We start from the raw sequence: 25673 nt of genomic DNA on the forward strand, positions 1-25673 counted from the left end.
CAAAATTGTTAGTAATTCCTAAAGTTATAACTCTCTAAAGTCATTAAATCTCTAAAGTCATTAAATCCACTGGAAAATACTTAAAAATGCATGAATGAACTTTAAAAATTATTGATAAAGTTTAAAATAGTTAATAAAGTCTAAAAATCCCCAATATGATCATATAGTGTTTATCATGGTGATTTAAGTGAACCTCCGTAAACGTACCTTAATTACTCTGGCAGTATCGCTATTGCTGCTGGTAGCAGTGCTTTATGTTATCTCCCAAAACCTTTTAATGGGGAATCTTACAGAGGTCCAGGTGGACAGTACCCAAAAAGACCTTGAAACTGTGAATGATTTATTATTCAGAGACTTAGATGATCTATCAGCAATAGATAAACAGTGGGCCATGCTGGGTGAAGATTCATTTTACGACAAAACCAGTCAAACTTTCAATCCAGATGCTCTGAGAATATTCAACAGCACCGGTATTGATCTGGTGATAGTTTCCTCATCAATGGATGGAACTGTGTATTTTAAATCCTTAAATGATTCTGAAAATTTAAATGACTCACAAACTTCATCATCCCACCAGGATGAACTGGAAAGTTACTTATCCCAGAATTCGTTTATAAAGTCAGAAAATCTAAGCAATCCCTTCCAGGGCATTTTATTATTACCTTCCGGCACTTACTTAATCTCATCAAGTCCCATTACTGGTTCTGAGGGTAATAATTTGATTCTGGGCCGTTACCTTGAAATCCCCCAAAATGGTCATTTATCAAAAATTCCCGGTTTATCCCTGAACATCACCCCATTTAATAATGGCGAGATGGTCCCAACCTTCCATGATGTGAGTCGTGATTTTTCGTACGGGTCGCCAGTGATAATCAAACCGGTTGAGAACAACACCATCAGTGGATATTCATTACTGCGAGATGGTGAAGGTCGTGCTGTTTTCCAGATGAAACTATCTGAAAACCCTTATATTATAGATAAAGGCCAGGAAACTTTAATTTATTTCATATTCTCATTTTTAGTGACTGGAATAATATTAGGATTCATCACCCTGCTGTTTCTGGATAAGATTGTTTTATCCAGAATAAATGACCTCAACAATCGAGTACAGGAAATAACGAAAACCAACGATATATCCAGACGTTTACCAGTAAACGGATCAAATGATGAAATATCCGGTCTTTCCCATGGTATCAACAGCTTGTTAATTTCGTTGCAGAGTTCCTGGGAAGAAATTCAGCAGAGTAGAAAAAAGTACCGGAATATTTTCTACAACACTGGAACTGCCATGATAAGCACAGAGGGAGATGGAGTTATCTCCTTAATAAACTCTGAATTTGAAAACTTATCCGGGTTTAAGAAGGTGCAGGTGGAAGGTATAAAAAGCTGGAAAGACTTTTTCCCGGAAGACATTAAGAAAATGACCAAATACAGTAAAATACGAAAATTAAATGAACATCTAGCTCCCCGGAATTATGAGGCCCGGTTTTTAGGCAGGGAGGGTAGTTTAAAGGATGTATATTTAACTGTAACAACCGTACCCGGTACTGATCAATTTTTGTTATCCCTGATGGATATCACCCCACTCAAACAGTCCCTGGAAGAGAAGGATGCCCTCCTACGGGAGGTACACCACAGGGTTAAAAATAACATGCAGATAATGATCAGCCTGCTGAATATGAAAGCAAGGCATACCAGTGATGAGGAGGTGAAGAGTATCTTAATGGAAAGCCAGGATAGAATAAAGTCCATGGCCATGGTACACGATGGCCTGTACCATTCACCGGATATGATTCACATAAATCTAGGAAATTACATCCAGAGATTAACCACCGAACTTTTCAGGAGTTACGGTGTTGATAGTAACCTGATTAAGTTAGTAGTTAATGTGGATGCGGTATCCATATCCATTGACACTGCAGTACCCTGTGGTCTTCTTTTAAATGAATTGGTAAGTAATTCCATTAAACACGCCTTTGATCCCAGTGAAAAAGGGGAAATAAGGATTTGTTTGTCTTCTGATGAAGATTTGTCCTTTGAGAATTTGTATTCTCCCGAAGATTCATCCTCTCCTGAAGTTCAAGGTTCTTCTAAAGATTCATCTTCACTCACTGATGAACGTTCTCCTCCTGAATTAACCCTCACAGTCTGGGACAATGGAAAGGGATTAGCAGATGGTTTTGATATAAGTAAATCTGATACCATGGGTATGAAACTGATCGATGCCCTGGTAACCCAGCTGGAAGCAAAAATAGAATTCAATAACAGTCCAGGGGCATGTTTTAAAATTAAATTTAAAGAGCTTAATTATTCCAAGAGAATTTAACTTAATAGAACGAATTAGGGGATTTAATTGAATAAAATAACGAAAGAATCTAGTTGAGATAAGTAATTAATAATCTGATAAAATTTGAAGAACAATTAAAAAAGAGTAGTAAAAAAAAGAAAGATTTGAAAAGGAAAAGTATAATCAGTATTTCATGATCATCTTAACTTTTTCCAATTCTTTGGCAATATGTTCCCGTTTATCAGTGAGCATGTCTTCTGAACTCATTTTAAGAGCTTCTTTAGGACATACAGAAACACAGAGTTGTTTATCCCTTCCAGCACACAGATTGCACTTGGTGGCTATTCCATATTCATCCAGATTGATGGCCCCTATGGGACAGGCATCCCTGCACAGTCCACAGCCTATACAATCTTCTTCATGGATTATCACCGCACCATCGATTTTTTCAATGGCATCTTCCGGGCAAACTGTCATACAGGGGGCCCGGTCTTCAGCACAGTGTAGGCAGAAAACTGGCACTCCATTTATCACCCTGATGGCATTTTTAGGACATATGCGTTCACATTTCCCACACTCATCACAGAGTTCTGGCCTGGAAACAAGTTCCTTCATCTTTTTAGGCCTCCTTTTCCGCGGCTTTCCTGGCTCTGGTACGGGCAGTCATCACGTTAATAAGATCAGAGCTTTTACGATTGCCTTTACCAACACCGGTGATCTTCTGAATGTGCTGGCGCTGTTTTTCTTCCTGCAGTTTTTGGGTGTCCACCTTGGCTATGGCCCGTTTGGAACAGGCTTTCACACATGCTGGTGTACCAAGATCAGGGCACTGGTCACATTTATGGGCTTTTCTCTCGTGTATTTCCACTGCACCAAATGGACAAACCATCATGCACAAACCGCAGCCAATACACTTTGCTTCTTCAATTCCCTTTTCAGTCATGGCTTCAGTAGGGCATATCAACTGACAGGGTGCACCCTCGCACTGTTGACAGATGATGGGATAGAAGGATCCCTCAACTTCCCTTACCAGTATCCCTGAAGCACCGTGAAGACGTGCACATGCCTCCTGGCAATCGTGACATCCATCACAGAGATCCGGCTGGATAATTATCTTTTCCAAGGCTAAGCCTCCTATATTTTGAGTTCAGCGCAGATGGCATCCACGTTTTTCTGTATATGCTCTCTTTCCACTTCAGTCAGATGTTTGAAACGTTTTTGAGCCATTAGGTATTCGTCCACCATCTTACGTTGCATAGGACGGTAGGTAACACGGAATTCTCCATCTTCAATTTCGTAAAGTATCCATGAACCGGTTTCAACAGCCAGACGTCCCAGGTCAATGGTCTTGGATGGGTTGAAACCCCAACCAGTGGTACATGGCTGGTGAAGGTGAATGTAGGCAGGTCCATCTACTTCCCTGGCCTTCTGGACCTTCTTCATGAAGTCCTCGGGGTAGGATATACTGGCAGTGGCCACGTAGGGCACACCATGGGCCGCCATTATCATTGGTATGTTCTTTTTGGGTTTATCCTCACCAAAACTTTCCTTACCATGGGGGCTGGTGGTGGTGGATGCACCGTAAGGTGTGGCTCCACTTCTTTGAACCCCGGTGTTCATGTATGCTTCGTTATCGTAACAGATGTAAATTAGGTTGTGACCTCTTTCCATGGCTCCAGATAGGGCTTGCAGACCAATATCTGCAGTTCCACCATCACCACCAAAAGCAACCACCTGGGTATCTTTTCCCTGGGATTTCAGTGCCCTTTCAACTCCGGATGCCACTGCAGCGGCGTTTTCAAAGGCCACATGTATCCAGGGGATTTCCCATGAAGTTTCAGGGTAGGGGGTGGTGATAACCTCCAGACAACCGGTGGCGGAAACAGCTACTGTGTTTTTGCCCAGTGCTTTAAGGGCCAGTCTAACCCCCACTGTGGCTCCACAGCCTGCACATCCTCGGTGTCCTGGGGCCAGGAATTCTTTTTCACTGATTTCCATTTAGAGTTCCTCCTTTTTGAGTCCGATCCACTCCACCTCACCGGTGGGGTTTTTAGTTTTTTCAAGGATTTCTTTAACGTAATGGGGGGTTATGTCCCGTCCTCCCAGTCCAGCTATGAATCCGTAGGCATTTGCGTTGGTGGTGGCTTTAATGTTGTTGTAAAGCACTCCTCCCATTCCAAATGAAATGTTCTTATCCAGGACTGCTACTTTAGATGCCTTTTCCAGGACTTCTTTAATCTCCTCTTTGGGGAAAGGACGGAAGACCCTGATTTTCAGGAGTCCTACTTTTTCTCCTTTTGAGCGGAGATCGTCGATAACATCTTTTATAGTACCACAAACAGAACCCATGGCTACTATGATGATTTCAGCATCATCACACTTGTAAGTCTCAATCAGATCGTATTTTCTACCAAATACTTCTTCAAATTCATGGTAGGCCTTGGCTAGGACCTTTTTAGATCCTTCCATGGAGGCCTCTATTGCGTAACGGGCTTCCATGTAATATTCAGGGTCAGTGAAAGTACCAATGGACATGGGGTGTTCCGGGTCCAGGAATGCGTAAGGTTTGTATTCTGGTAGGAACTGGTCCACATCTTCCTGACTGGGCACTTCCAAGGGTTCCACAGTGTGGGTTAGGAAGTATCCATCAATACAGACCATGCAGGGCAGTAAAACATCCCGGTCTTCAGCAACTCTGTAAGCTACTAAAACAGAGTCCAAAGCTTCCTGAGCGTCTTCTGCATATATTTGAAGCCATCCTGAGTCACGTTCGGATATGGAATCCTGCTGATCATTCCAGATGCTGAGTGGTGCGGATAATGCCCGGTTAGCGTCAACTAATACTATTGGGCTCCTCATACCAGCTGCTGCAAACAGTATTTCGTGCATCAGGGCCAGTCCCTGGGATGATGTGGCAGAGAAGACTCTAACACCTGCTCCGGACGCACCTAGTGCGGCACTGATTGCACTGTGCTCTGATTCCACTCTAATGTATTCTGCTTTTAAATCCCCATCAGCCACAAACTGGGCTAAGTATTCTGAAATTGTTGTTTGGGGAGTGATGGGATAAACAGGAACTACTGCTGGTTTGGCCAGCTTAACCGCTTCTGCAACGGCTCGGTTTGATGTGAAAACTTTTTGAACCATTTTTATCCTCTCTCCATTTTTATTGCTTCAACTGGGCATTCCTCTGCACAGATACCACAGCCTTTGCAGAAATCATAATCTATATCATAATCCTGGTTTATGCATCCTTCCGGACAGAAAAGAACACAGTTGCCACAGTCAATACATTTTTCTTTATCCAGAATGGGCTTGAAGGTTCTCCAGCTTCCGGTTTTGTTGTTTCGGGTGCTTCCAGGTTCTTTAACACATGCTCCAATAGATACCATTAGATCACCTTTACTTTGCCTGTTCAAAGGCAATTTTCGCTGCTTCAGCGTTTTTCTCCCCAATTTTACCAGGGAAAGTTTCTTTGGTTATTTTGATAATTGAATCCAGTGATACTCCACCAATTATTTTGGCAAATGCTCCCAGCATCACGGTGTTCACAATGGGAACACCCAGGATGTCCAGGGCAATTCCAGTAGCATCAATGGTGTGTACGTCTGCATCACCTAATTTTAAATCTTCCTTAGTATTTACAATGACTTTGCCTCCATCTTTAAGGCCGGATAATACATCCACGGCCTCTATGAGGGTTTCGTCTAATACTAGTACATGATCTGGGTTATAAACTTGATATCTTCTTCTAATTGGCTTGTCATTTATTCTTGAAAAAGCCATAACCGGTGCGCCTTTTCGCTCAGCACCGAAAAATGGGAATGCTTGACAGTATTTTCCGTCTTCAAATGCTGCTTTTGCTAGTATCTCTGCAGCGGTAACTGCGCCTTGACCACCGCGTCCGTGAAAGCGAATTTCGATCATCTATTTACCTCCATTCCTCATAGTTAATCATTATAAATTTACATATAATCATTATAAATTTTCATATATATACGTGTTGGCTGCACATATTTGCAAAAATCATAAGTGGATATAAGGGGGTTTAATATGATTATAATTAAAATTATAATGTTTTTATTAATCATATCCAATAATCTCTCTTTATTTGAGAAATACAATCCATAAAGAACTTAAATCAGTAGATTTTCACCACGATTTTTTGGTGATAACCTAAGTTAAATTAACTTTTTATCTTTATATATTTTTAAGTCCTATGAAACTATAGAAAGTAACATTGAAGTAAATTAATGTCTGAAATTTAGCCGAGTCTAAAAAATTTAGTAGATTATTTCACAAGGGATACTTCCTTAGGTGATCACTCTGAATGGATTACTCAAGTGATTAGTTCCTTAAATTGGATTACTTCCTAAAATTCAAAAATTCCATCAATTACTCCTAACAGTTAATTACTCCTAAAATTAGTGGATAAATGGATTACTTTTAAAAAAATGGTGGGTACATTAAATGAACATACTGATAATCACCGGTGAACTTGCCAGCAACCTGGTAAAAGACGCATCTTTAAAATCAGATCACAATGTTCAAGTGCACGTGGTTAAAACACCCATAGCTGCCTTTTTAACCCCAAAAAGGATCATAGCAGAACTCGGGACTTTACCGGAGAGTGAATTAAAATCCCTGGATATGATCATCACTCCTGGACTCATACGCAAGGATGTAAGTCCCATCACCGAAAAAACGGGGATACCGGCCTACAAAGGATCCACTGATGCTGCGGACCTGGATATTGTCCTGGAAATGGTGGATAAACTGGATCTATCCACTAAAAAATCTGCAGATAAACTCATTGAAGAAGAACAAAGGAAAAGGGCCCTGAAGTACATTGCGGATTTTGAAAATAACCAGAAAAACACCAAAAAACTCCTCCAAAAACCAGAAAACATACTGGTAGGGGATCTACCAGTGGGTGAAGACTTCCCCATGAGGGTGCTGGCTGAAATTGCAAACGCACCCATCTTAAGCCAGGAGGAACTCTTAAAACGTGCCCAGTACTTCGTTAAATCAGGGGCAAACATGGTGGACATTGGAATGGTCGCAGGGGAGAACATGGCATCACGTATACCTGACATGGTCAATCTTCTACAGGAGAACCTGGATGTGCCGGTGAGCATAGACACCCTGCAATCTGAAGAACTTCTGGTGGCAATAGACTCCGGGGTGGACATGGTTTTAAGCCTGGATCACGGGAATTACCAGAAAGTTTTACCGGATCTGAAGAAAAAACAAATCCCCGCAGTCATCCTGCCCACAGATTACAAGCGGGGATGGGTCCCGGAAACCACCAACGAACGGGTAAACTCATTGATTGATTTAAAGGAAAAATGCAAGGGAATAAATGTCATCGCCGACCCCATACTGGATCCGGTAAACAGTAAAAGCATGGTCGATTCCATTATTGCCTGCCGAAATTTCAAGGAAAGCATAACCGAAGGATGCCCCATATTTTTCGGGATAGGCAATGTCACTGAACTACTGGATGTTGATTCAGTGGGAGTAAATGCCCTCTTAGCAGGGATTTCCATGGAACTGGGGGCCAGTATTCTTTTCACACCAGAAGAAAGTGGTAAAACCAGGGGAAGTGTGAAGGAACTGGGAGTTTCATCAAAAATGATGTTCCTCTCCAAAATGAGGGGATCCATACCCAAGGACCTGGGTATAAATCTACTGGTCTTCAAGGACAAACGCAAAGGAGAACCAATACCCGAACTGGTGGATGTACCAGAAATAGAAGCCGGTTCTGAGTATAAGTTCCATCAGGACCCGAAGGGTAGCTTTAAAATCAGCGTAGAAGAAGGGAGGATACGGGTGGTTCATTATAAGAAGATACAACCCACACTGGCCATATACGGGCAGACTGCCTGGGAACTCTACCATGAAATCATAAACCGGAAACTGGTTTCAAGGATTGAACACGCAGCCTATCTTGGACAGGAACTCCAAAAGGCAGAAGATGCCCTTAAACTTGGGAAGAATTATGTACAGGACTTTCCACTTTTTGAGGAGTTTATGGAGTACTAAAAAAATTCTGAATTAACTAAAAAAAATTCTGAATTAAAATATTACAACTTTCCGAACTAAATTCAAACAAATCCGAACTAAAATATTCAAACAAAATTACCTATCATAAAATTAACAGAACGACTAATTAAATTTCAAGTTCACACATTACAGGAGTAAATAACAATGGATGTATGTCATAAATGTGGCAACCCCCAGATCATCATCAAGAGGAAGCAATCGGGACAGATGCTCTGCCAGGAATGTTTCATTAACACTGTTCAGGAAAAAGTCCTGAAAGATATCCGCAAACAAAAGCTGGTAGAAAAAGGGGACAAAGTACTGGTTGCATTATCCGGTGGTAAGGACAGTGTAATGCTCCTGGACATACTCAACAATCTCCGAAAAAGGAAAATCATTGACCTGGTGGCAGTAACCATAGATGAGGGTATCTGCGGCTACCGTGAAGATGGAGTGGAGATTGCAGCACAAAACGCGGAACTAATCGGTGTTAAACACAGAATTGTATCCTTTAAAGATTACGTTGGCCACACACTTGATGAAATAATGGAAGATACTGGTGATAGGATTGCCTGCACCTACTGTGGTGTGTTCCGGCGCTGGATCTTTAACCAGGTGGCCAGGGAAGAAGGAGCCACCAAAATAGCCACAGGACACAACCTGGATGATGAGGCCCAGTCCATACTCATGAACTACATGGAGGGGAACATCCAGAACCTCACCCGTATCGGTGTCAAGTCAGAATCAAGTTATGAAGGATTCACCGTTAAAATCAAACCCCTCAGGGAGATCCCTGAAAGGGAAACTGCCTTGTATGTTGTGGCCCGGGATTTACCAGTGCATCTGGCCGGGTGCCCCTATGCTGGGGATTCCTTCCGGGCAAAGATTAGGGACTTCCTTAAAGACATCAGCCAGGATCACCCCACCATAATGTACTCCACACTCAGAGGTTTTGACAAGATTAAACCAGTTTTAAAGGAAGAATTTTCCAGAAAAGCCACTACAGGAGTATGTGCAGAATGCGGGGAACCAGCAGCTGGTAAACTCTGCAAAGCATGCAGTTTCCGCAGTCAATGGAAAAAGGAATAAGTTTAATTAGATTTAAATTAAACTATTCAATTTAAAGTATCTATTCGATTATATAATATCTGATTTGAGAGGAAATCTCGAAGTGAATCATCTGAAATGTAGTAATCGATTTAATAAGTAACTGATTTAAATAGTACACCACAATTAATAGGAATATCACTTAAATATTCTTTTTAGAAATTAATAAAAATTAGATAGAAAAAAATAATTAATTAATTGGAGATTTATAATCATGGAAGTAACGGTTATCATTGGAGAAGATGAGAATAATATGACAATTGAGGAAGGTAAAACAGTAAAAGACCTTCTCCAGATACTGGAAATACCCACAGAAACCGTTGTGGTCAAGAAAAACCAGACTATAATAATTGAAGAGGAATCTGTGGAAGATGGAGATATTATTGAAGTGATAAAGGTAATTTACGGTGGATAAATATTAATCCAGGATGTGTATCTGTGGATGATTTCACTCTAATTGAACAATCAATTTCCAATTATTTTCCCATAATAGGATTCTTTAATGGTGAAGGTAGCAAGGAAGGATCGTACTTCATTGTTGGGGATTACAATCCCCACAGTTTCCAGTCCTTAGTGAATGAACTGGATCAATTTGGATTTGTTCCTTTCATAAATCCCGATGGTTTGCATTACAGGATAAATGTTGCTAGAAAACCTGAAAAAGGTCAATCAAAGATACATGTTAATATAATTCTTCTTCTGGCCACCATAGGCACCACCCTCTTTGCAGGATACTATCTGGGGCAAGGGGATATGTGGAAAGCAGTGGCCTTTGCAGTAGCCCTTCTGACCATAATCGGGACCCACGAGCTTGCCCACTTTTTTGCAGCCCGGAAACACGGTGTGGATGCAACATTACCCTACTTCATACCCGCACCAACCATTATCGGTACTTTCGGTGCTTTGATCAATATAAAATCTGCTATACCCACCCGGAAAGCCTTATTTGATCTGGGATACAGTGGGCCCCTGGCTGGATTTATTGTGGCTATTCCGGTGCTATTGATTGGGTTAAAATATTCCACAGTGGCTACCAATCCTGATGTGGCCATAGCCTTCACTCCACCACTCATCATGCAATTATTCAGCTACCTGGTGGCGCCCGCTGCCAGCAGTGGCCAGATGATCATGATGCACCCGGTGGCATTTGCTGGATGGGTGGGAATACTGGTTACCATGCTCAATCTGATGCCAGTGGCATTTCTAGATGGAGGACACATATCCCGCTCCCTATTCGGTGTTAGTGTCCATAAATTCGTATCCATCCTGGGAATAATGGTCACCATCATACTGGGATGGTACCTGATGGCCGCACTTATGGTGTTCATTTTCCTGATGGGTAAAGGTCATCCCGGTGCACTGGATAACGTGGCCCCCATGGACCGTAAACGAAAGATAATCGCAGTGGTTATACTGATCATTTTCGTTCTGTGCTTATCTCCGGCTCCAAATAATTTCATGTGATTCTCCCCGCAATTTCTGTGATGTTTCCATTAGTTTCATGTTGATAAACACGGGATAATCACAAATCAAGGGGAGATATTCTACATTAGAATATTATTCTACATTAGAACTCATCTATTAACCAAATTCCCTATAATTAAAGTTCTTCTGTTAACTATAGTTTTCAATAGCCTTAATTCCTTAATTGTAGTTGTTAGCCTTAATTTATTCATTAAACATAGAAATTAAAACTGATGAAGTTGTAAGTAAAAAAAGTGATGCTATGAAAGTCCATTATGAATGTGCATCCTGTTTCCTCAGACAGACCAGGGAAGCCCTGGATCTGGCAACCGATGATGAGGACCTTAAGATGCAGGTAACAGAGAAGATCAACAAAATACTATGTCAGGATTATAAAAAAGGAGCCGATGCTAACCGATTAGGCACCCGGATACACCGCACCATTAAAAGGGAAACTGGAAATCCTGATCCCTACCATGATTTACGCGAAAAATCAGACCAGATCGCCCTCCAGTTTTTACCTCAAGTGGAGAAGATACTGGAGAAAGATAATTCACTTAAAACTTATCTTAAAGCAGCAATAGCTGGAAACGTACTTGATTTCGGTGCACTGGGCCTTGATTCGGACATTGAGGGCCTGGTTATGTCTACAGTAGAAAAGGATCTCTCCATTGATCACTCCCAGGAACTGGAAGCAGAACTTGAGATGGCAGAAAACGTACTGTACCTGGCCGATAACGTGGGTGAAATAGTATTTGACAAGTTACTCATCAAAAAACTCCATGAATATGGTGTTGAAGTTACAGTGGCCCTGAAAGAAGGTACAATATTAAACGATGCCAGCATGAAGGAAGCACTGGAAGTGGGTCTGGATGAAGTAGCCCGGTTAATAACCACTGGAACTGATTCTATAGGAGTTGTATATCCTGATCTTTCCGATGATTTCAAAGCGGAATTTGAAGATGCTGATCTGGTTATAGCCAAGGGATTGGGTAATTATGAAGGTTTAACTGAGATGGATCTTGGTGATACACCTGTTTTTTCCCTGTTAAATGCAAAATGCCAACCAGTAGCCAAGGATATTGGGGCTGATTTAGGGGGAAATGTGGTTTTAAAACTAAATTAAGGCTTTAAATTAAATTAATCTTTTTTTCTAATTTTCAATTCTCATTTTTTATTTTAAAAACAGTTCTATTTATCAACTTATTTCTAATTCTAAGCACAATTCTTGATTTTAGTAAAAATATATTAAATTAGTGAGACTAAGGTTTAGGTATGGATAAATATTATATTTTGATATCCGTCGTTATAATATTGTTATTGGTAGTGGGCGTTGCTATTTCAAGTTTAACTGGCAGTAAAACTGAATCAAATTCCTCTAATTCCCTTCAGTGGAGTACTGATTTGAACCAGGCATTAGCCGATGCAAAAGCCACCAATAAATCTGTATTTGTGGATTTTTATGCAGACTGGTGTTCTTACTGTAAAGAGATGGATAGTGGAACCTACACTTCAACACAGGTTATGGAAAAATTAAACCAGAGTTACGTGTTGGTAAAGGTAGATGTGGATGAAAACCCAGATCTCAGTACTAAGTACCAGGCTTACAGTCTTCCCACCATGGTGATATTGGACTCCAATGGTAATGAGATAAAGAGGATAATTGGCTATCAAAACCCGGATCAACTTTTAAGTCAGATTTAATATTTTAATTCAGGTTTAGTATTCTAAGTTAAATTCCAGTGGGATTAAATAATTTCAGAGGTATTTATCAGGGGATAAAATGGAAACAGGTTTTCTACTATCTTTTTTAGCAGGAGTAGCGTCAATTGTATCACCCTGCGTTCTACCACTCATACCAATCGTGGTTGGCTTTTCCTTACTTAAACGGAAGAATACAGAGATAGTTGCCTTTGGTCTGGGATTCTTCCTCCTATTTGCCCTAATAACCATACTAACCGCCATCTTCACAGCCGCCATAAATTATTATCTTTTATATTTCAGAATAGCCGCTGCAGTGATCCTGGTTATAATTGGGGTCCTGTTCATTGTCAATAAAAGGCTGTTTAATATTTCCGCACCCTCTATTTCCAATACTCCTGATTCAGAAAAGGGAATAGTTGGATCTTTTCTAATGGGATTTTTAACCTGCCTGGCATGGTCGCCCTGTTTCGGTCCTTACGTGGTTGCAGTAGCAACCTACAGTGCATCAACCGGAAACATAGGTTACAGTATAATAAACATGGCCATCTTCGCAGGAGGATTTTCATTAACCATACTCCTCATGGCATTTTTAATGTCAAAAATAGATTTCAAAGCCATATTAAAATATTCAGATTGGATAAGGATTATTTCAGGGGTTATAATTGCTTTTGCGGGTTTGTATATGTTGATTGGTTTTTTATGACTTTAGAAAAAGATTATTAAATCAATTAATTGAGATACTTTAGAATCGATTTTTTACTCTAGACTATTCTATTAAAAATGTGTTTATAAACGTTGAATTTTTGAATAAAAATTTGAATTAATTTCAGTGCATTTTCATTTGATTTGTATAATCATATTGAACATATTGTTATGTATTTAAATGTTATTAGTGTATATAATGAATTGTATTTTTGTTGCTAACAATGATGTAGGGGAGGAACTGTTTAATCTTCATTTGGTTGTTTAAAATTTATTTAAGCTATTCGTGTGCGGATTAATGATTCACATGTTTCAACTATTTTGTTAATAATTTTTCATTGGTGAACAAATGACTAAAAATGTGCTTGTACTTTTTAGTGGGGGAATTGATTCAACTGCTTGTATAAATTATTATCTAAAACTTGGCTTTGATGTTAAAGCTGTATTTATAGATTATGGTCAAATAACATCTAAAAAAGAGTTTCAAAGCGCTAAAAATATTGCTGAATATTACAAAATTAGTTTAGATAATTTTATTTTTAAAAATTCTAAGATTTTTTCACAAGGAGAAATAAAAGGGCGAAATGCATTTTTTATTTTTGCTTTACTTCTTAATCATGCTGAATTTAGTGGAATATTATCATTAGGTATTCATTCAAGTGTTTATTATTATGATTGTTCTGAAAAATTCTTAAAAGATATTCAAAAAGTATTAGATGGATATACTGATGGTAGAATAGTTTTAGATGCTCCGTTTCTTAAATGGGATAAACAAATGATATATGATTATTGCAAAGCTAATGAAATTCCAATTCATTTAACATATAGCTGTGAAAATGGAGTGAATAAACCTTGCGGAGTATGTAACTCATGTAAAGATAGGAGAACTTTGAATGTTAGCTAGAAAAATGAAATTAATGTTAAATGGGGATGAAATTTGCAGCACTCCCCTACTTATTAAATCGTTTTCAAGTAGAATAAATTTAGATATTTGTGGAATAATAGAGATTTTAGGTGAATATATCAGTGGTCCAATTTTAATAAGCGCATATGATCTTCATTATACTAAAGAATTTCCTTCCCTTGAGTTTGCGGATATATTATTCATTGATAGTGGGGGATATGAGTGTTCGTTAGATGATCTTATCTCAGAGATAGGTTATTACAGGCCTGAGTCATATGACTGGAATAAAAATCTTCATTTAACCTCATTAAATAAATGGGATAATGGTGTACCTACTGCAGTGATTAGCTATGATCATCCCAGTAAAAGAGAAAAAATTGAAGAACAGATAGAAAACGCAAAAAAACTATTTGATGGCAGAGATGATATATTAAAAGAGTTGTTAATTAAAGCTGAGGACAAGAATGCCATAATTGATATAGATAACATAATCAAAAATATGGAGGCTATAAGTTATTTTGACATTTTAGGATTCACAGAAAAGGAATTAGGTAATTCTATTATTGAAAGAATGGTGACGATAGCTAAACTTCGAAAAGAAATGGATAAAAACGGTATTGAAATACCCATACATATTTTTGGGAGTTTAGATACTATAACCACTCCATTATACTATTTTTCTGGAGCGGATATATTTGACAGCTTAAGTTGGTTAAGATTCACTTTTTATGAGGGGGGAACATTTTATCCAGAAGGAATTAGCTCTCAAATACATGGTATACGTAAAAATACATCTATTATCAACATTTTAAACATTATTCAAAATTATAAATATTTAATAGAATTTAAAAGAGACTTAGAAATGTTTCAAAATACTGGAGATTTTGCCATATTCAAAAACAATTCAGAATTTTTTGAAAATGCATATAATGAGTTACAAAAAGAGTTAGGGGAGTGATATTATCGGTGGTGGGGGTAGTGGAAGAAATATACCCTTTTCAGGGGATATGCGAGAAGAAGTAAGAGATTCTATCAGAACAACAGATGGGGGGTCATTTGAAACCGATGTTTCAACTGAAATTAATGAAATTTTGGCAGATTATAATGATAGAGACATTGAGGCCATACAAGATCATCTTAATGAAATTAAAAAAATAATTGGAGAAGAAATTGAAGGATCAATTGATCTAAAATTTGGGGGGTCTGTGAGTAAAAATACATACGTCGATGGTTTAAGTGATATTGATACATTATTATTCATTGATAAAACTGAACTTACTGATTCAGCACCCAAAGATGTATTAGAATATATCGCATCACAATTAAATGGCACGTTAAATGGATATACTAATATTGAGTGTGGTAAGTTAGCAGTGACAATTGATTTTGATGATGGGAATAAAATACAAATACTTCCAGCGATGAAAAAGGGGGAAGGATTTAAAATTCCTTCAATTGATGGTACAAAATGGTCCAAGGTAGTACGACCAGATAAATTTGCTAGTAAATTAACCGAAGTAAATAAATCAATTAATAATAATGTTGTTCCAGCTATTAAGCTAGCTAAAGGCATAATTTCCCAATTTCCAGAAGATCAGCAATTAAAAGGGTATCATATAGAATCTATTGCAATAAAAGCATTTCAAAGGTATCCTAATTCGGAAAAAACAACTAAAAAAGCTTTGCTTACTCATTTCTTTGAAAAAGCAAAAGAAATAGTGAAAAAACCAATAACTGATAGCAGCAATCAATCATTCCATGTTGATGGTTATTTGGGAAATGAAAATTCGAAAAAACGTAGAGCAGCAAGTAATATGTTAAATAAAGTTTTTGAAAAAATGGAAAGGGCAAATGTAAGTTGTTCAGCGGCAGCATGGTCAGAAATATTGGGTAGATAAATATGTCTAATAAACTTGCTTCAAAATATTCATTCATTAAAAATTATGTGATTAAACGTGGTTTTACAGAAGAAATTAGCTGGCAAGCTAATGTATGTTTTAATGAATTAGATGAAAGGATATTTTTAAGAGAAATAGCATGGGTAATTTTATCTTCGGGGATGAAAGAAACTATTATTCGCAATATTTTTGATAAAATTTCTGAATCGTTTTTTAATTGGACATCTTCTAAATTAATTATAAAAAATAAAGATAAATGTTTTTATAAAGCCATAAAATGCTTCAATAATAAGAATAAAATCTCTGCAATCATTATGGCTGCAGAAAAAGTGAATAAAATAGGTTTTCATCAACTTAAAAAGATTATTAGTGAAAATCCCATTGATAAACTTCAAGAATTTTATTATATTGGTCCTGTAACGGTATATCATTTAGTTAAAAATATAGGGTTACCTTATGCAAAGCCAGATAGACATCTTAAACGAATAGCAAAAAAAGAAGGCTATTCTGATGTACAAAAATTTTGCAATGATGTTTCTATTTTAACTGGAGACAGTAAGCCTGTAGTAGATATTGTATTTTGGAGATTTGCAACAATTACACCTGACTATTTAAATGTTTTATCGATTTTTGATGAAGAATACGATAATTTTGTATCTGGGTGAATAAATGGCAAATTTGATGAAAAATATGCAATCAATGTTTAAAAATATTAAAAAGGAGAATCCGTATTCTAAAAGAACAGTGCAAATTGTGGGAAGTTGTTCTGAAGATATAAATCCAGAAATTAACAAATTTGCACATGAAGTTGTTCAACATCTGACCAAAGGCTTGCTTGAAAATGGAAGTACAATTTTAAGCACTGTTGGATCGGATCCAGTAGGAAAAAATGGGTTGTCTTTAATTTACGATTGGGATATACTAAATACAACTTATGCCTATGTAAAATCATCATCTTTTTCAGTTAAATGTAGAAATTTATTAAAAATTGTTTCTTCTGGAAAATCAGAATCAAAGATACCTGAAAAAGAGAAAGAATTGTGGAATGGACTAATTCATGATGAAATTATTTCGATTTATCGAATACCTGCAGGTAGAGGTTGGAATGCGGGCGCCCACCAACGTCAAGAACAAGAAAAGCTTTCAGATGCTTTAATTGTTATTGGTGGTGGTGAAGGCGCAGAACATCTGTGCTTGTTATATAGGAAACATGGAAAACCTGTAATTCCCTTAAATATTCCTTTAGGTTCAAGTTATGGTGATGGGATTTCCAATGAAAAATCTGCGGGCGCTGTTTTATATAATGAAGCCGTTGATAACCCTAAAAAATTTATTGTATCCGCAGATCAGAATACAACTACAAAGTTAGTTAATTTAAATTATAAAAATTGGCAAAACGATCCAAAAGGATATGCGAATAGCATTATAAAGTTTTTAGAACAATACATAACACCTCAAGTTTTCTATGTTAGATTGATGAACGATAATCATGAAGATTATTCAGTTGTTGAATCTTTTTTTCGTGAGGTAGTGGATTATGTTGTGGAAGAAAAGAAATATAAAATTAAAGATATGATCTCATCTGGTGGTCAAGAAGCATTTCTCAATTTAGAGATATTTAAAGAAATCAGTAATTCTGCCATAATTATTGCAGATTCTACGGGTTTAAGACCAAATTGCTTTATAGAAACAGGATTTGCTTTCGGGCTTAAAAAAAAAGTCATTTTGACTGCAAAAAGAGGTACTGCTATACCTTTTGATGTGGATGCTATAGATTGTCATTTTTGGGATCCAGATTCAAAATTAACCATTTCTGAAAAAAGAGAGGCATTCGCTAATTTTTGGGATAACAATATGAATAAACCCCCATTAGTACCAAAAATTGAAGTATAAAAAAATTCATGATTTATTTTCATTCAATTTTTATTCCGTTCTTAAAAATATCATTAATTTTAACTATACTACTTATTTTTTCATGTTTTTCCTTTAAAAAGTCATTATTATTGGTTTTTTGTAGATATTTGTATTTTATTTTTAATTCTAATTCATCTATAAATAGATCAAAATCAGTTGGTGCATCATCTTTAATATCCATTTTTCCATAGCCCTCTCGGTTCCATTCTTGTAATTCATCACACAATATAAGCAAATATGCAATAGGGTGTTGTCTTGCACGTATTTGGCTTAAATTAAAAGGATCTTCCATTAAAGTATGTTTATAATAGTTATGTAACAAAATAGAGCTAGATGAATCTAGTATTGGAAAATAGAAATATGCAGGGTTCCAATTTGTTCTTTTTATTAAATAATGGTACCATTTTAACATTATTATGGCACTGAAAAAGCCATGGTCTATTCTATTATTTTCATTCATATTTTCAACAAAATTGTCCAAATTATTCTTTATTTCATGCAAATTCAAATTAAAATTTTCATATAGTGTATATGCTAACAAAGAAATAGAATTATCTAAAAATCTCGACTGAAATTTATTATATTTCGCATTGAATCTGTCCTTTGATTCAGATCTTGGTTTCAGAATTGGTAAATTAAAAAAACTGTTATTAGTTGATAATTTTATATTTATCCCGGTTTCTCCAATTGTATCTGAGTATTCAGAAACAAATTTTATGTATTCATTTGTTTGTTTGATAATTATTTCAAGAGGATAAGCTATATCGTGGAATAAAGCTGATAATCCCCACCGATAAAAGAATTCTTCATTTGGGGTATCATAAAAATCAGGATATTTACTTTTATCTAGTGCATATTCACTGAAAATTTTTCTGTAGTTAGTGTTTTCCGCAAATATTGATAATCCTAAAAGAAAAACAAAAACTGTGTGAATATAATGATCTCTATGGTTTTCTAGCAATTTCCCATTAAATTCTTCAAAATTTTTCATTCTTTGAGTTAATTCTAAAAAAGGATTAACTTCATCTTGAATCCCTATCCAATATGCTTCAAAAAAAGCTTTATAAACATTATAAGCGTTTATTTCAGTCTTATTATCTAAAAACTGAGTTATTGAAATGTATATCTCTTTTTTATATTTTGTTCCATGGTATTGATCTTCGTAGATTTCTAAGTTGTCGAAAAATTTCTTAATGAACTTTTTTATTCCCATTTTATCCCTTTGAAGCATTATTTAGTTATATTCATATATATTTCATTGATAAAAACTTTGGCTATTTGTTAAAAAAAAATTTGAGTTCTTCAAATTAGATAAATAATATGGGAGTACATTATGCTATTGAATAGAGGGCAATGTTGATGATAAGATTTTGATTTTTCTCAATAAAAAGTATCAATGGAAAAATATCATTAATGAATAGAATATTAAAAAATTAAAACGCTAAATTTAGTAACTAGAATTAAAATTGACCCGTCATCCTATCATAAAACTCCTTATCTGGTCCTTCAGTATGAAGTCTTATTTTTTCACCAAATAGCTCATCAAAAATTTTCGTTGCATTATAACATTCCTTGAATAAAGTATCAAATAAATCTGAATAATAATATACTTTCACTTTTTTTATATTACCTCCTTCTTTGACAATCTCAAATTCTTTAGGCGAAGATTTTAAAAAATCATTAGAGTTTAGGAAGATAATGCTATATATAGATGAAACTAATGGAATATATTTTAATTGCAAAGATTGAAAAAGCTTTTGTTTAGATGGATCTAGTTCATCGGCAATTTCATTGACTCTAGATAGCCATTTAGTATAATCTCGAAGAGGATAACTGTCATTATACAAATTTTTTAACCTATTATCAAACCATTTTTTTTCAAAAATCCTTTGAAATTGATCCCATGTAACTAAATTAACATTTGTTTTATCAGCAACTTCATAAGCGCCTTTTTGAAAGCCAACTTTAGATATTACAAATCCTATATTTGCTCCATATTCGCTGATTTTGCTTTTAAATGATTGAACTTCATCTTGAGGAATATTACTATCCCAATATTTACATTCACAAAAATATATGATTTCTGGTTTTTGAGTTTTATCGTTGGCAAAAACATCTATTTTAGTTTTACCTCTAACTAATTTTACTTCTTTTTCTACTTCAGCAAGGAATCCACATTCTAAAAGCATTTTACATGTTTTATTCTGTAAATCTCTCCAATTTTTTGGTAAATCATATATCATTAATTCACCTTTTTTAATAATATTTTAAAACATATTTTAATTTATTAAGCTCAATTTTATTTCTAACAAATAATACCAAAGTTCTATCCAGTGTAAAGGAAATCTTGAAGATTTAATTCAGGAATTTAATCATTTTAAATAATTTCAAATTGTTACGAACAATGGATAATACATTTAAATCTAAAAGGTATCATTTAACCATTTTGAAAGATTTTGCTCAATTGAGACTTGAGGGTTTTTAGAATCGAAGTCAACATAAAGTTTACTTATTACATCTGCATGTAAAGCGCCTAAATGTATGTCTTTGAGAAAACATACTTCTTTTGATGAAGAGAGCATATATCCTGCTTCAAACGAGACATTTGGATTATTTTTTCCTCTTTCATCAAATACAGCAATACCAAATCCACATCCTTCCATATAGGTCATAACATTAGGCAATAAATCGCTATGATAATGTTTATGATCTGCTCTAACACCATCAAATCCATTCTTGATTAATGTAAATGTAATTGCATCCAGTATGTGTTTATTCGCTTCTTTTTCTCGGGGAGTGAAACTATCATCTGGAAGTTTCATCATAATAAAAGCTGTTTTTTCAGGATTCGTGAAGTCATGATTGAATTCTTCTAAACTTGATGCGATTCCAGAAAGGTGTTTATCTAAAAAAGGGCTTGATATGGACTTATAACTCCAATTATATGGCTTTTCTAGGTGTGTATTCCCGAAAATCGCCCCACAATAGTCACACTTTCCTTTTTTTGCCATTTTATATAATAAATGATCATAATCATGGCCCATCTCTTGGAATTTTGTACACTCAGTACAGTTTGATACTAATATTTTACCCATCAAATCCCCCAATTTTTATCATTGTTAACCCCGTTTATCTTAAAAGACCAAGAACTAAACTATCTTTCTCTTTATAATTTAATATTGCTTCCCCTAAAAGATTAGCAAATGACTGCTCCTTAATTCATCCTGATTTTTACAAGTAATATCTTTATCGGGATTAAACATCAATTTAGAGTATTAATGTACTGATATATAACTATGTATTACTCAATTTTTATAGATTAACAGTTCTTTTATTGCAGAAATTAAATATTAGAATTGGATAAGTTAAAAAAATTTTAATAGAGTGATTAATCGATTATATTGTTTAGTAAACATGGTTATGTATAAAAATAAATCGATATAATATATTGAAGATAGTACGAACCGTTTTTTAATTTAGTTACGTACTAATTGATGAAAAGATGTAATGAATAAGTTGAGAAAATGCTACGAAAAAATCAAATCAAACTAGGTTTCCTGGGATTCGGAGATGTCGCATCAACCTTATCTGAAGGACTGCTGGCACATGGAGTGGAAGTTTCAACCTGTATTGAAGGAAGAAGCCAGAGATCAGTGGAACTTGCAAAATCAACTGGTGTTAACCTATTTGATAGTTTAAGTGAGCTTGTTGAGTCGTCTGATATCTTATTGTCTGCTGTGGTTCCTGCAGAATCCGTCAGTGTGGCCAAAAATGTAGGTAGGGGTTTTGAAGGAGTATACGTGGATTTGAATAACGTCTCTCCGGGTACAGTTAAAGAAGCTTTCACCCATATCCCTAATGGAAAAACAGTAGATGGGGCTATAATGGGTGGTATAAAAAATGGTTTAGGGACTCCTATCATTGCCTCGGGTGAGTTTGCTGAAAACTTTGCTGAGCTCAACCAGTACGGTATGAATATTGAAGTAATTGGTCCTGAGCCTGGTCAGGCATCGGGGTTGAAGATGTTGCGCAGTGCCTACACCAAGGGTGTTTCCGCACTTCTTTTTGAGGCATTTTATGCTGCGTACCAGATGGGAGTTGATGAAACCCTATCACGCTATTTAACACTGAGTGAAGGATCACATTTTCCTGCATCTGCAAACTCACGACTCACCAGCAGTGCCTATCACTCCCAAAGACGTGCCCAGGAAATGGATGAAGTGGTGAAATTCCTAACCGAATACGAGGATCCACTGATTACCCGTGCAACATGTGAATTTTTCCACTTGCTTCCTGATAAAACCGGGACAATATCAAAAAAACCTGCAGATTACCGGGATGTGTTCCGGAAAGTTGATAAAAAAAGGGTTAAGGGAGAAAAATCCCAGTAATTCGCAGTAATCCCCTATTCACAGTAATAAATAAATAGGATTTTGAGTATAATATTACACACAGAAAACGCATGGATTCAGTGAAATTTTACAGTCACCATCAGTGATAGCTTCTTAAAATCTTTAAAAAAAGGATTTGATGCTCATGACTAATGAAGAACATGCTAAAGAATGCCAGGAACAGTTGAAAAAGCTTAAAGGAAAAAAGGTAGTGGATTGTTCTTTCCGTGCTTATGATAACAACTGCTGGAGACTTTACATAGTCACAGACACCGGTAAAATGGTGATGACCTTCTGTCCAGACTGGACCTGTCCAGTGGTAGAGCACCACCAGGCCCACCATGAAGAGGAAACTCCGGAGTGATTAACCCACACCCCATTATACCAATTAAATTCTACTTATTTTTATCTTACAGCTAGCTTGATCATCGTTTTTATCTACAATAGCATGATTTTCCTTTCTTCTATCATACGGCTAGTCTGACTCTTCTTTTTATCTACAATTAGCCTGAATCTCTTTTTTATCCACAATTATTGATAATCCATTTTATCCCACAATTAACCTGATTCTCCAGCCTCTTTTCCTCTTAACCAGTTCTCCCTCTAGTGGAATAATCTGGGAATCCACCAGCAGGCGCAGGTAAGTGGCCATCTTCCCTGGTAGTTTCAGTGGACTTTTAACCTTACCTTCTTTGGTTTTCAACTCACAGGCTAGAACACCCCTTTTATCCACATAGAGGTATGCCTTCAATCCTTCCTCCAGCTTGGGAAGTTCAAAACTCCGCAGGTGAAGACCGGCATCAAATGAGTATAATGGTTTATCCTTTGTCCGGGCACCGTTAAGGAACTTTTCATGGGCCTCAGAACTGGTTAAACCTGTTTCAACCATACTGGATACAAACCAATCCCTTTCAATAACCCGTTCCACAGTCTGATCCGGGGGGATGATCCCCTGTTTCTCATAATCCTGAATTAGCTCGTAGATTTCTCTACGTGTCACATCTTCCTCCACACAGCTTAAGGCCAGTCTGCTTAACACTGGACCGTAACCTGCCTGGCGCAGAGATGCCCACACCTGATTCTCGGCCTGGTACCATCTTCCCTGAATGATATGCTCCACTGCCTCGGCATTTAAGTGGGCGGTGTTTAGAAGATGATGGCGGGATGTGGTGTTCAAACGTTTTAAGAGTATATCCATATTCCTGGTTTCAGGAACAGTACCTTTATCAATTTCCTCCTCCAGTATGCGTACCGTGGATTTGGGGAGCAGTCTTTTCACACTTCCCGGTATACGGAGATTGTTTTCCAGGATTTCGCTACGTATCTGCCTGCCTGAAATCTTCTCCCCATTTACCTTACCTTCCGGTATGAAATGAAACTCCATTTTACGGTTAAAACGCTGATACAAAAATTCGTTCACCGCATACCACCGGATAACATTCCGGTTAGGTAGATTACGGGGAATACCGCTGAATATTCCTCTTTTAATGAATCTGGCAGCGTACTTTTTTATCTGGGCTGGGTTAACTTCTGCAGCGTCCACATAGTCAGTGACCCCATCCTGGATCATCATGGCTATCCTTATGGGGACGGTGTAGGACATGGTCAGCCGGTGGTGCAAACCTTCAATGGGCACTATCCGGTCAGCCCCTGCCTCCAAGGCCATCTTACTCCTTCCCTCGAAACTGACAAAGAATGGGGCGTGATTGGCACTGTAACCTTTATTAAGGTATATTACCACCTCATCACCTTTTTCATCAGCTATTTCCCTGGCCTTCCCAATAAGGGAAGCATGTCCCTTGTGAACTGGATCAAAATCAGCGCTTATTCCTATCAATTAAAATTACCTCTTTTTTTAATAAAAAACGTGTATATGGATTTATAAGATTGAATTAATTTGTTCATTATGGTTTATTATATTATTTTTGTTATTACCAAAAAGTTTTTGTCCAATTAAATTATCTGTTGAGATCTTTATAAAGACGATCCCGAAAAATTTGACGATATAAAATGTAATAATAATTTCTTTTTTTGTTGGGCGTATTAGATCGTAGCATTCTTACTACACTATTATAGTATATTTACTATAACATTATAGTAACTTTGATATAACATTATATCATATTTACTATAACAGGAGTTTCTCATGAAAGACAATAAGATCGAAATAGTAAAAGATTTAGTAACATTCGGACAGGGGAGTAGCATTCGTCAAATAGCCAACAGAGTAAAAATACCCTATGCTAATGTTTATAACATTATTAAGAAATTAGAGCTAGATGATCTGGTAACTCTTGAAAAGATTGGTTCTTCTTATAGATGTTCTCTAAATAAAAAAGTCCACCCACTTATATTCCAAGCAGAATATGAGCGTACTAGGGACCTTCTTGAAAAAAATACTGATCTAAAAATTCTAAATAACAAATTATATAACCTAAATTTTCCATTTGTTGCTTTAATTTTTGGATCTTACGCTAAAGGAACAGCATCTAAACATTCTGATATCGACTTGATGATAATCTCTGAAATAAATCGTGAGAAGGAATTTGAAAGGACAATAAATTTGTTACCATTAGATATTCACCCTACGACATTATCTTTCGATCAATTTATGAATATGGCTAAAACCAATGAGTTTAGCGTAGTTTCGGAATTATTGGATAGGAATATTATATTGGTTGGGATAGAAGATTATTATAGGATGTTGGAGCATGTTAGACCCAGAACGAATAAAAATAGCGGAATCGAATTTTAGAAAAGATTTAAATGAAGGACTAATTAAAAAAGCAGTCCCTGATGATGATTTAATGGATGCGTTGCACGATAATGCTTTAGAGAGTTTAAGTGTAGCTGATTTTCTAAATAAAAAAGATTTTTCTCCATTGTGGGTCATTGTTTCTTCTTACTATTCAATGTATTATATGGCAAAAGCTGTTTTAATTTCTATTGGTTTTAAAGTAAGTGGTGAGGTTTCGCATCGCGTAACTGGTGATGCGCTAATTGTTTTAGTGAGAAATAAATTAAAAAAACAGCTTCTTGAGGATCTTGATGAAGCTAGAACTGAATTTGATGAAATAGATAATTTAACTGATGATATAATCGAACTTTATGATCTAGAACATAAAAAGAGGAATGATTCCCAATATGTTTTAGGGTATGATGTAAAAGCATCCAAAGCAGGAACCTCACTAGAAAGAGCTAAACAATTTGTTTATGAACTTGAAAAACTTATTATTGAATAAATGGGCACGTTTTAT

General features: G+C 36.4%; 27 protein-coding genes. 17 read left to right on the top strand and 10 right to left on the bottom strand.

Annotation, left to right across the window (positions count from 1 at the left end):
- Window positions 1-187: 187 nt before the first annotated feature.
- A complete protein-coding gene (locus A994_RS12905) occupies window positions 188-2326 on the top strand; it encodes a histidine kinase dimerization/phosphoacceptor domain -containing protein (protein ID WP_004030725.1) in 2139 nt (712 codons plus the stop codon).
- 144 nt (window positions 2327-2470) lie between these two features.
- Here the strand turns inward: A994_RS12905 and A994_RS07185 are convergent, their stop codons facing one another.
- The 6 genes from A994_RS07185 to porC are packed head-to-tail and all read right to left on the bottom strand — an operon-like array spanning window position 2471 to window position 6214.
- Window positions 2471-2902, bottom strand: coding sequence for a 4Fe-4S dicluster domain-containing protein (locus A994_RS07185; protein WP_004030726.1), 432 nt, complete (start codon window positions 2900-2902; stop codon window positions 2471-2473).
- Window positions 2903-2906: 4 nt separating this feature from the next.
- Complete coding sequence (locus A994_RS07190) at window positions 2907-3410, bottom strand: 4Fe-4S dicluster domain-containing protein (protein WP_004030727.1); 504 nt, start codon at window positions 3408-3410, stop codon at window positions 2907-2909.
- 11 nt (window positions 3411-3421) lie between these two features.
- Window positions 3422-4285: a pyruvate synthase subunit PorB gene (gene porB / locus A994_RS07195; RefSeq protein WP_004030728.1), complete on the bottom strand. Its 864-nt coding sequence runs from the start codon at window positions 4283-4285 to the stop codon at window positions 3422-3424.
- Window positions 4286-5434, bottom strand: coding sequence for a pyruvate synthase subunit PorA (gene porA, locus A994_RS07200; RefSeq protein WP_004030729.1), 1149 nt, complete (start codon window positions 5432-5434; stop codon window positions 4286-4288).
- Between the two features lie 2 nt (window positions 5435-5436).
- The gene (gene porD / locus A994_RS07205) at window positions 5437-5679 is read right to left on the bottom strand and encodes a pyruvate synthase subunit PorD (RefSeq protein WP_004030730.1); all 243 of its coding nucleotides are present in this window, start codon (window positions 5677-5679) and stop codon (window positions 5437-5439) included.
- 10 nt (window positions 5680-5689) lie between these two features.
- Window positions 5690-6214: a pyruvate synthase subunit PorC gene (porC, locus tag A994_RS07210; protein WP_004030731.1), complete on the bottom strand. Its 525-nt coding sequence runs from the start codon at window positions 6212-6214 to the stop codon at window positions 5690-5692.
- 543 nt (window positions 6215-6757) lie between these two features.
- On the opposite strand from porC, the gene A994_RS07215 reads away from it, so the two are divergent.
- From A994_RS07215 to A994_RS07270, 12 genes are all read left to right on the top strand, one after another.
- Window positions 6758-8332 (top strand): dihydropteroate synthase-like protein, encoded by a 1575-nt coding sequence (locus tag A994_RS07215; protein ID WP_004030732.1) that lies wholly within the window; start codon window positions 6758-6760, stop codon window positions 8330-8332.
- Between the two features lie 165 nt (window positions 8333-8497).
- Window positions 8498-9421: a TIGR00269 family protein gene (locus tag A994_RS07220; RefSeq protein WP_004030733.1), complete on the top strand. Its 924-nt coding sequence runs from the start codon at window positions 8498-8500 to the stop codon at window positions 9419-9421.
- A 232-nt stretch (window positions 9422-9653) separates the two neighbouring features.
- On the top strand, window positions 9654-9854 hold the full coding sequence (locus A994_RS07225; protein WP_004030735.1) for a MoaD/ThiS family protein: 201 nt from the start codon (window positions 9654-9656) through the stop codon (window positions 9852-9854).
- Between the two features lie 23 nt (window positions 9855-9877).
- Window positions 9878-10903, top strand: coding sequence for a site-2 protease family protein (locus tag A994_RS07230; RefSeq protein ID WP_004030736.1), 1026 nt, complete (start codon window positions 9878-9880; stop codon window positions 10901-10903).
- Between the two features lie 262 nt (window positions 10904-11165).
- Window positions 11166-12029, top strand: coding sequence for a damage-control phosphatase ARMT1 family protein (locus A994_RS07235; protein WP_048204147.1), 864 nt, complete (start codon window positions 11166-11168; stop codon window positions 12027-12029).
- 149 nt (window positions 12030-12178) lie between these two features.
- A complete protein-coding gene (locus A994_RS07240; RefSeq protein WP_048204134.1) occupies window positions 12179-12607 on the top strand; it encodes a thioredoxin domain-containing protein in 429 nt (142 codons plus the stop codon).
- 79 nt (window positions 12608-12686) lie between these two features.
- Window positions 12687-13310 carry a cytochrome c biogenesis CcdA family protein gene (locus A994_RS07245; RefSeq protein WP_004030739.1) on the top strand — a complete coding sequence of 208 codons (624 nt, stop codon included), beginning with the start codon at window positions 12687-12689 and terminating at the stop codon, window positions 13308-13310.
- 348 nt (window positions 13311-13658) lie between these two features.
- A complete protein-coding gene (locus tag A994_RS07250) occupies window positions 13659-14213 on the top strand; it encodes a 7-cyano-7-deazaguanine synthase (RefSeq protein ID WP_004030740.1) in 555 nt (184 codons plus the stop codon).
- Window positions 14203-15171 carry a hypothetical protein gene (locus tag A994_RS07255; RefSeq protein ID WP_004030741.1) on the top strand — a complete coding sequence of 323 codons (969 nt, stop codon included), beginning with the start codon at window positions 14203-14205 and terminating at the stop codon, window positions 15169-15171. Before A994_RS07250 ends, A994_RS07255 begins: the two co-directional genes overlap by 11 nt.
- Window positions 15172-15220: 49 nt before the next feature.
- On the top strand, window positions 15221-16111 hold the full coding sequence (locus tag A994_RS07260) for a CBASS oligonucleotide cyclase (RefSeq protein ID WP_004030743.1): 891 nt from the start codon (window positions 15221-15223) through the stop codon (window positions 16109-16111).
- 2 nt (window positions 16112-16113) lie between these two features.
- Complete coding sequence (locus tag A994_RS07265) at window positions 16114-16776, top strand: hypothetical protein (protein WP_004030745.1); 663 nt, start codon at window positions 16114-16116, stop codon at window positions 16774-16776.
- 4 nt (window positions 16777-16780) lie between these two features.
- The gene (locus tag A994_RS07270; RefSeq protein WP_004030746.1) at window positions 16781-18004 is read left to right on the top strand and encodes a hypothetical protein; all 1224 of its coding nucleotides are present in this window, start codon (window positions 16781-16783) and stop codon (window positions 18002-18004) included.
- 19 nt (window positions 18005-18023) lie between these two features.
- Here A994_RS07270 and A994_RS07275 read toward each other — a convergent pair whose 3' ends face one another.
- The 3 genes from A994_RS07275 to A994_RS07285 form a co-directional block, all read right to left on the bottom strand.
- Complete coding sequence (locus A994_RS07275) at window positions 18024-19238, bottom strand: hypothetical protein (RefSeq protein ID WP_004030747.1); 1215 nt, start codon at window positions 19236-19238, stop codon at window positions 18024-18026.
- Between the two features lie 247 nt (window positions 19239-19485).
- On the bottom strand, window positions 19486-20268 hold the full coding sequence (locus tag A994_RS12910; RefSeq protein ID WP_004030749.1) for a restriction endonuclease: 783 nt from the start codon (window positions 20266-20268) through the stop codon (window positions 19486-19488).
- 180 nt (window positions 20269-20448) lie between these two features.
- The gene (locus A994_RS07285) at window positions 20449-21120 is read right to left on the bottom strand and encodes a hypothetical protein (protein WP_004030750.1); all 672 of its coding nucleotides are present in this window, start codon (window positions 21118-21120) and stop codon (window positions 20449-20451) included.
- A 429-nt stretch (window positions 21121-21549) separates the two neighbouring features.
- Between A994_RS07285 and A994_RS07290 the strand changes: the two genes are divergently transcribed.
- Complete coding sequence (locus tag A994_RS07290; protein ID WP_004030752.1) at window positions 21550-22416, top strand: DUF1932 domain-containing protein; 867 nt, start codon at window positions 21550-21552, stop codon at window positions 22414-22416.
- 145 nt (window positions 22417-22561) lie between these two features.
- Window positions 22562-22780: a hypothetical protein gene (locus tag A994_RS07295; RefSeq protein WP_004030753.1), complete on the top strand. Its 219-nt coding sequence runs from the start codon at window positions 22562-22564 to the stop codon at window positions 22778-22780.
- 183 nt (window positions 22781-22963) lie between these two features.
- On the opposite strand, the gene A994_RS07300 is transcribed toward A994_RS07295, so the two are convergent.
- Complete coding sequence (locus A994_RS07300) at window positions 22964-24253, bottom strand: tRNA(Met) cytidine acetate ligase (RefSeq protein ID WP_004030754.1); 1290 nt, start codon at window positions 24251-24253, stop codon at window positions 22964-22966.
- Window positions 24254-24562: 309 nt separating this feature from the next.
- Here A994_RS07300 and A994_RS07305 point away from each other — a divergent pair, with 309 nt between their 5' ends.
- Together A994_RS07305 and A994_RS07310 are read left to right on the top strand one after the other, a co-directional pair.
- The gene (locus A994_RS07305) at window positions 24563-25171 is read left to right on the top strand and encodes a nucleotidyltransferase domain-containing protein (protein ID WP_004030757.1); all 609 of its coding nucleotides are present in this window, start codon (window positions 24563-24565) and stop codon (window positions 25169-25171) included.
- Complete coding sequence (locus A994_RS07310; RefSeq protein ID WP_004030758.1) at window positions 25128-25658, top strand: hypothetical protein; 531 nt, start codon at window positions 25128-25130, stop codon at window positions 25656-25658. The genes A994_RS07305 and A994_RS07310 overlap by 44 nt, the downstream gene beginning before the upstream one ends.
- Window positions 25659-25673 lie beyond the last annotated feature (15 nt).

This window comes from Methanobacterium formicicum DSM 3637, from assembly GCF_000302455.1.
GTDB classification, from domain to species: domain Archaea; phylum Methanobacteriota; class Methanobacteria; order Methanobacteriales; family Methanobacteriaceae; genus Methanobacterium; species Methanobacterium formicicum_A.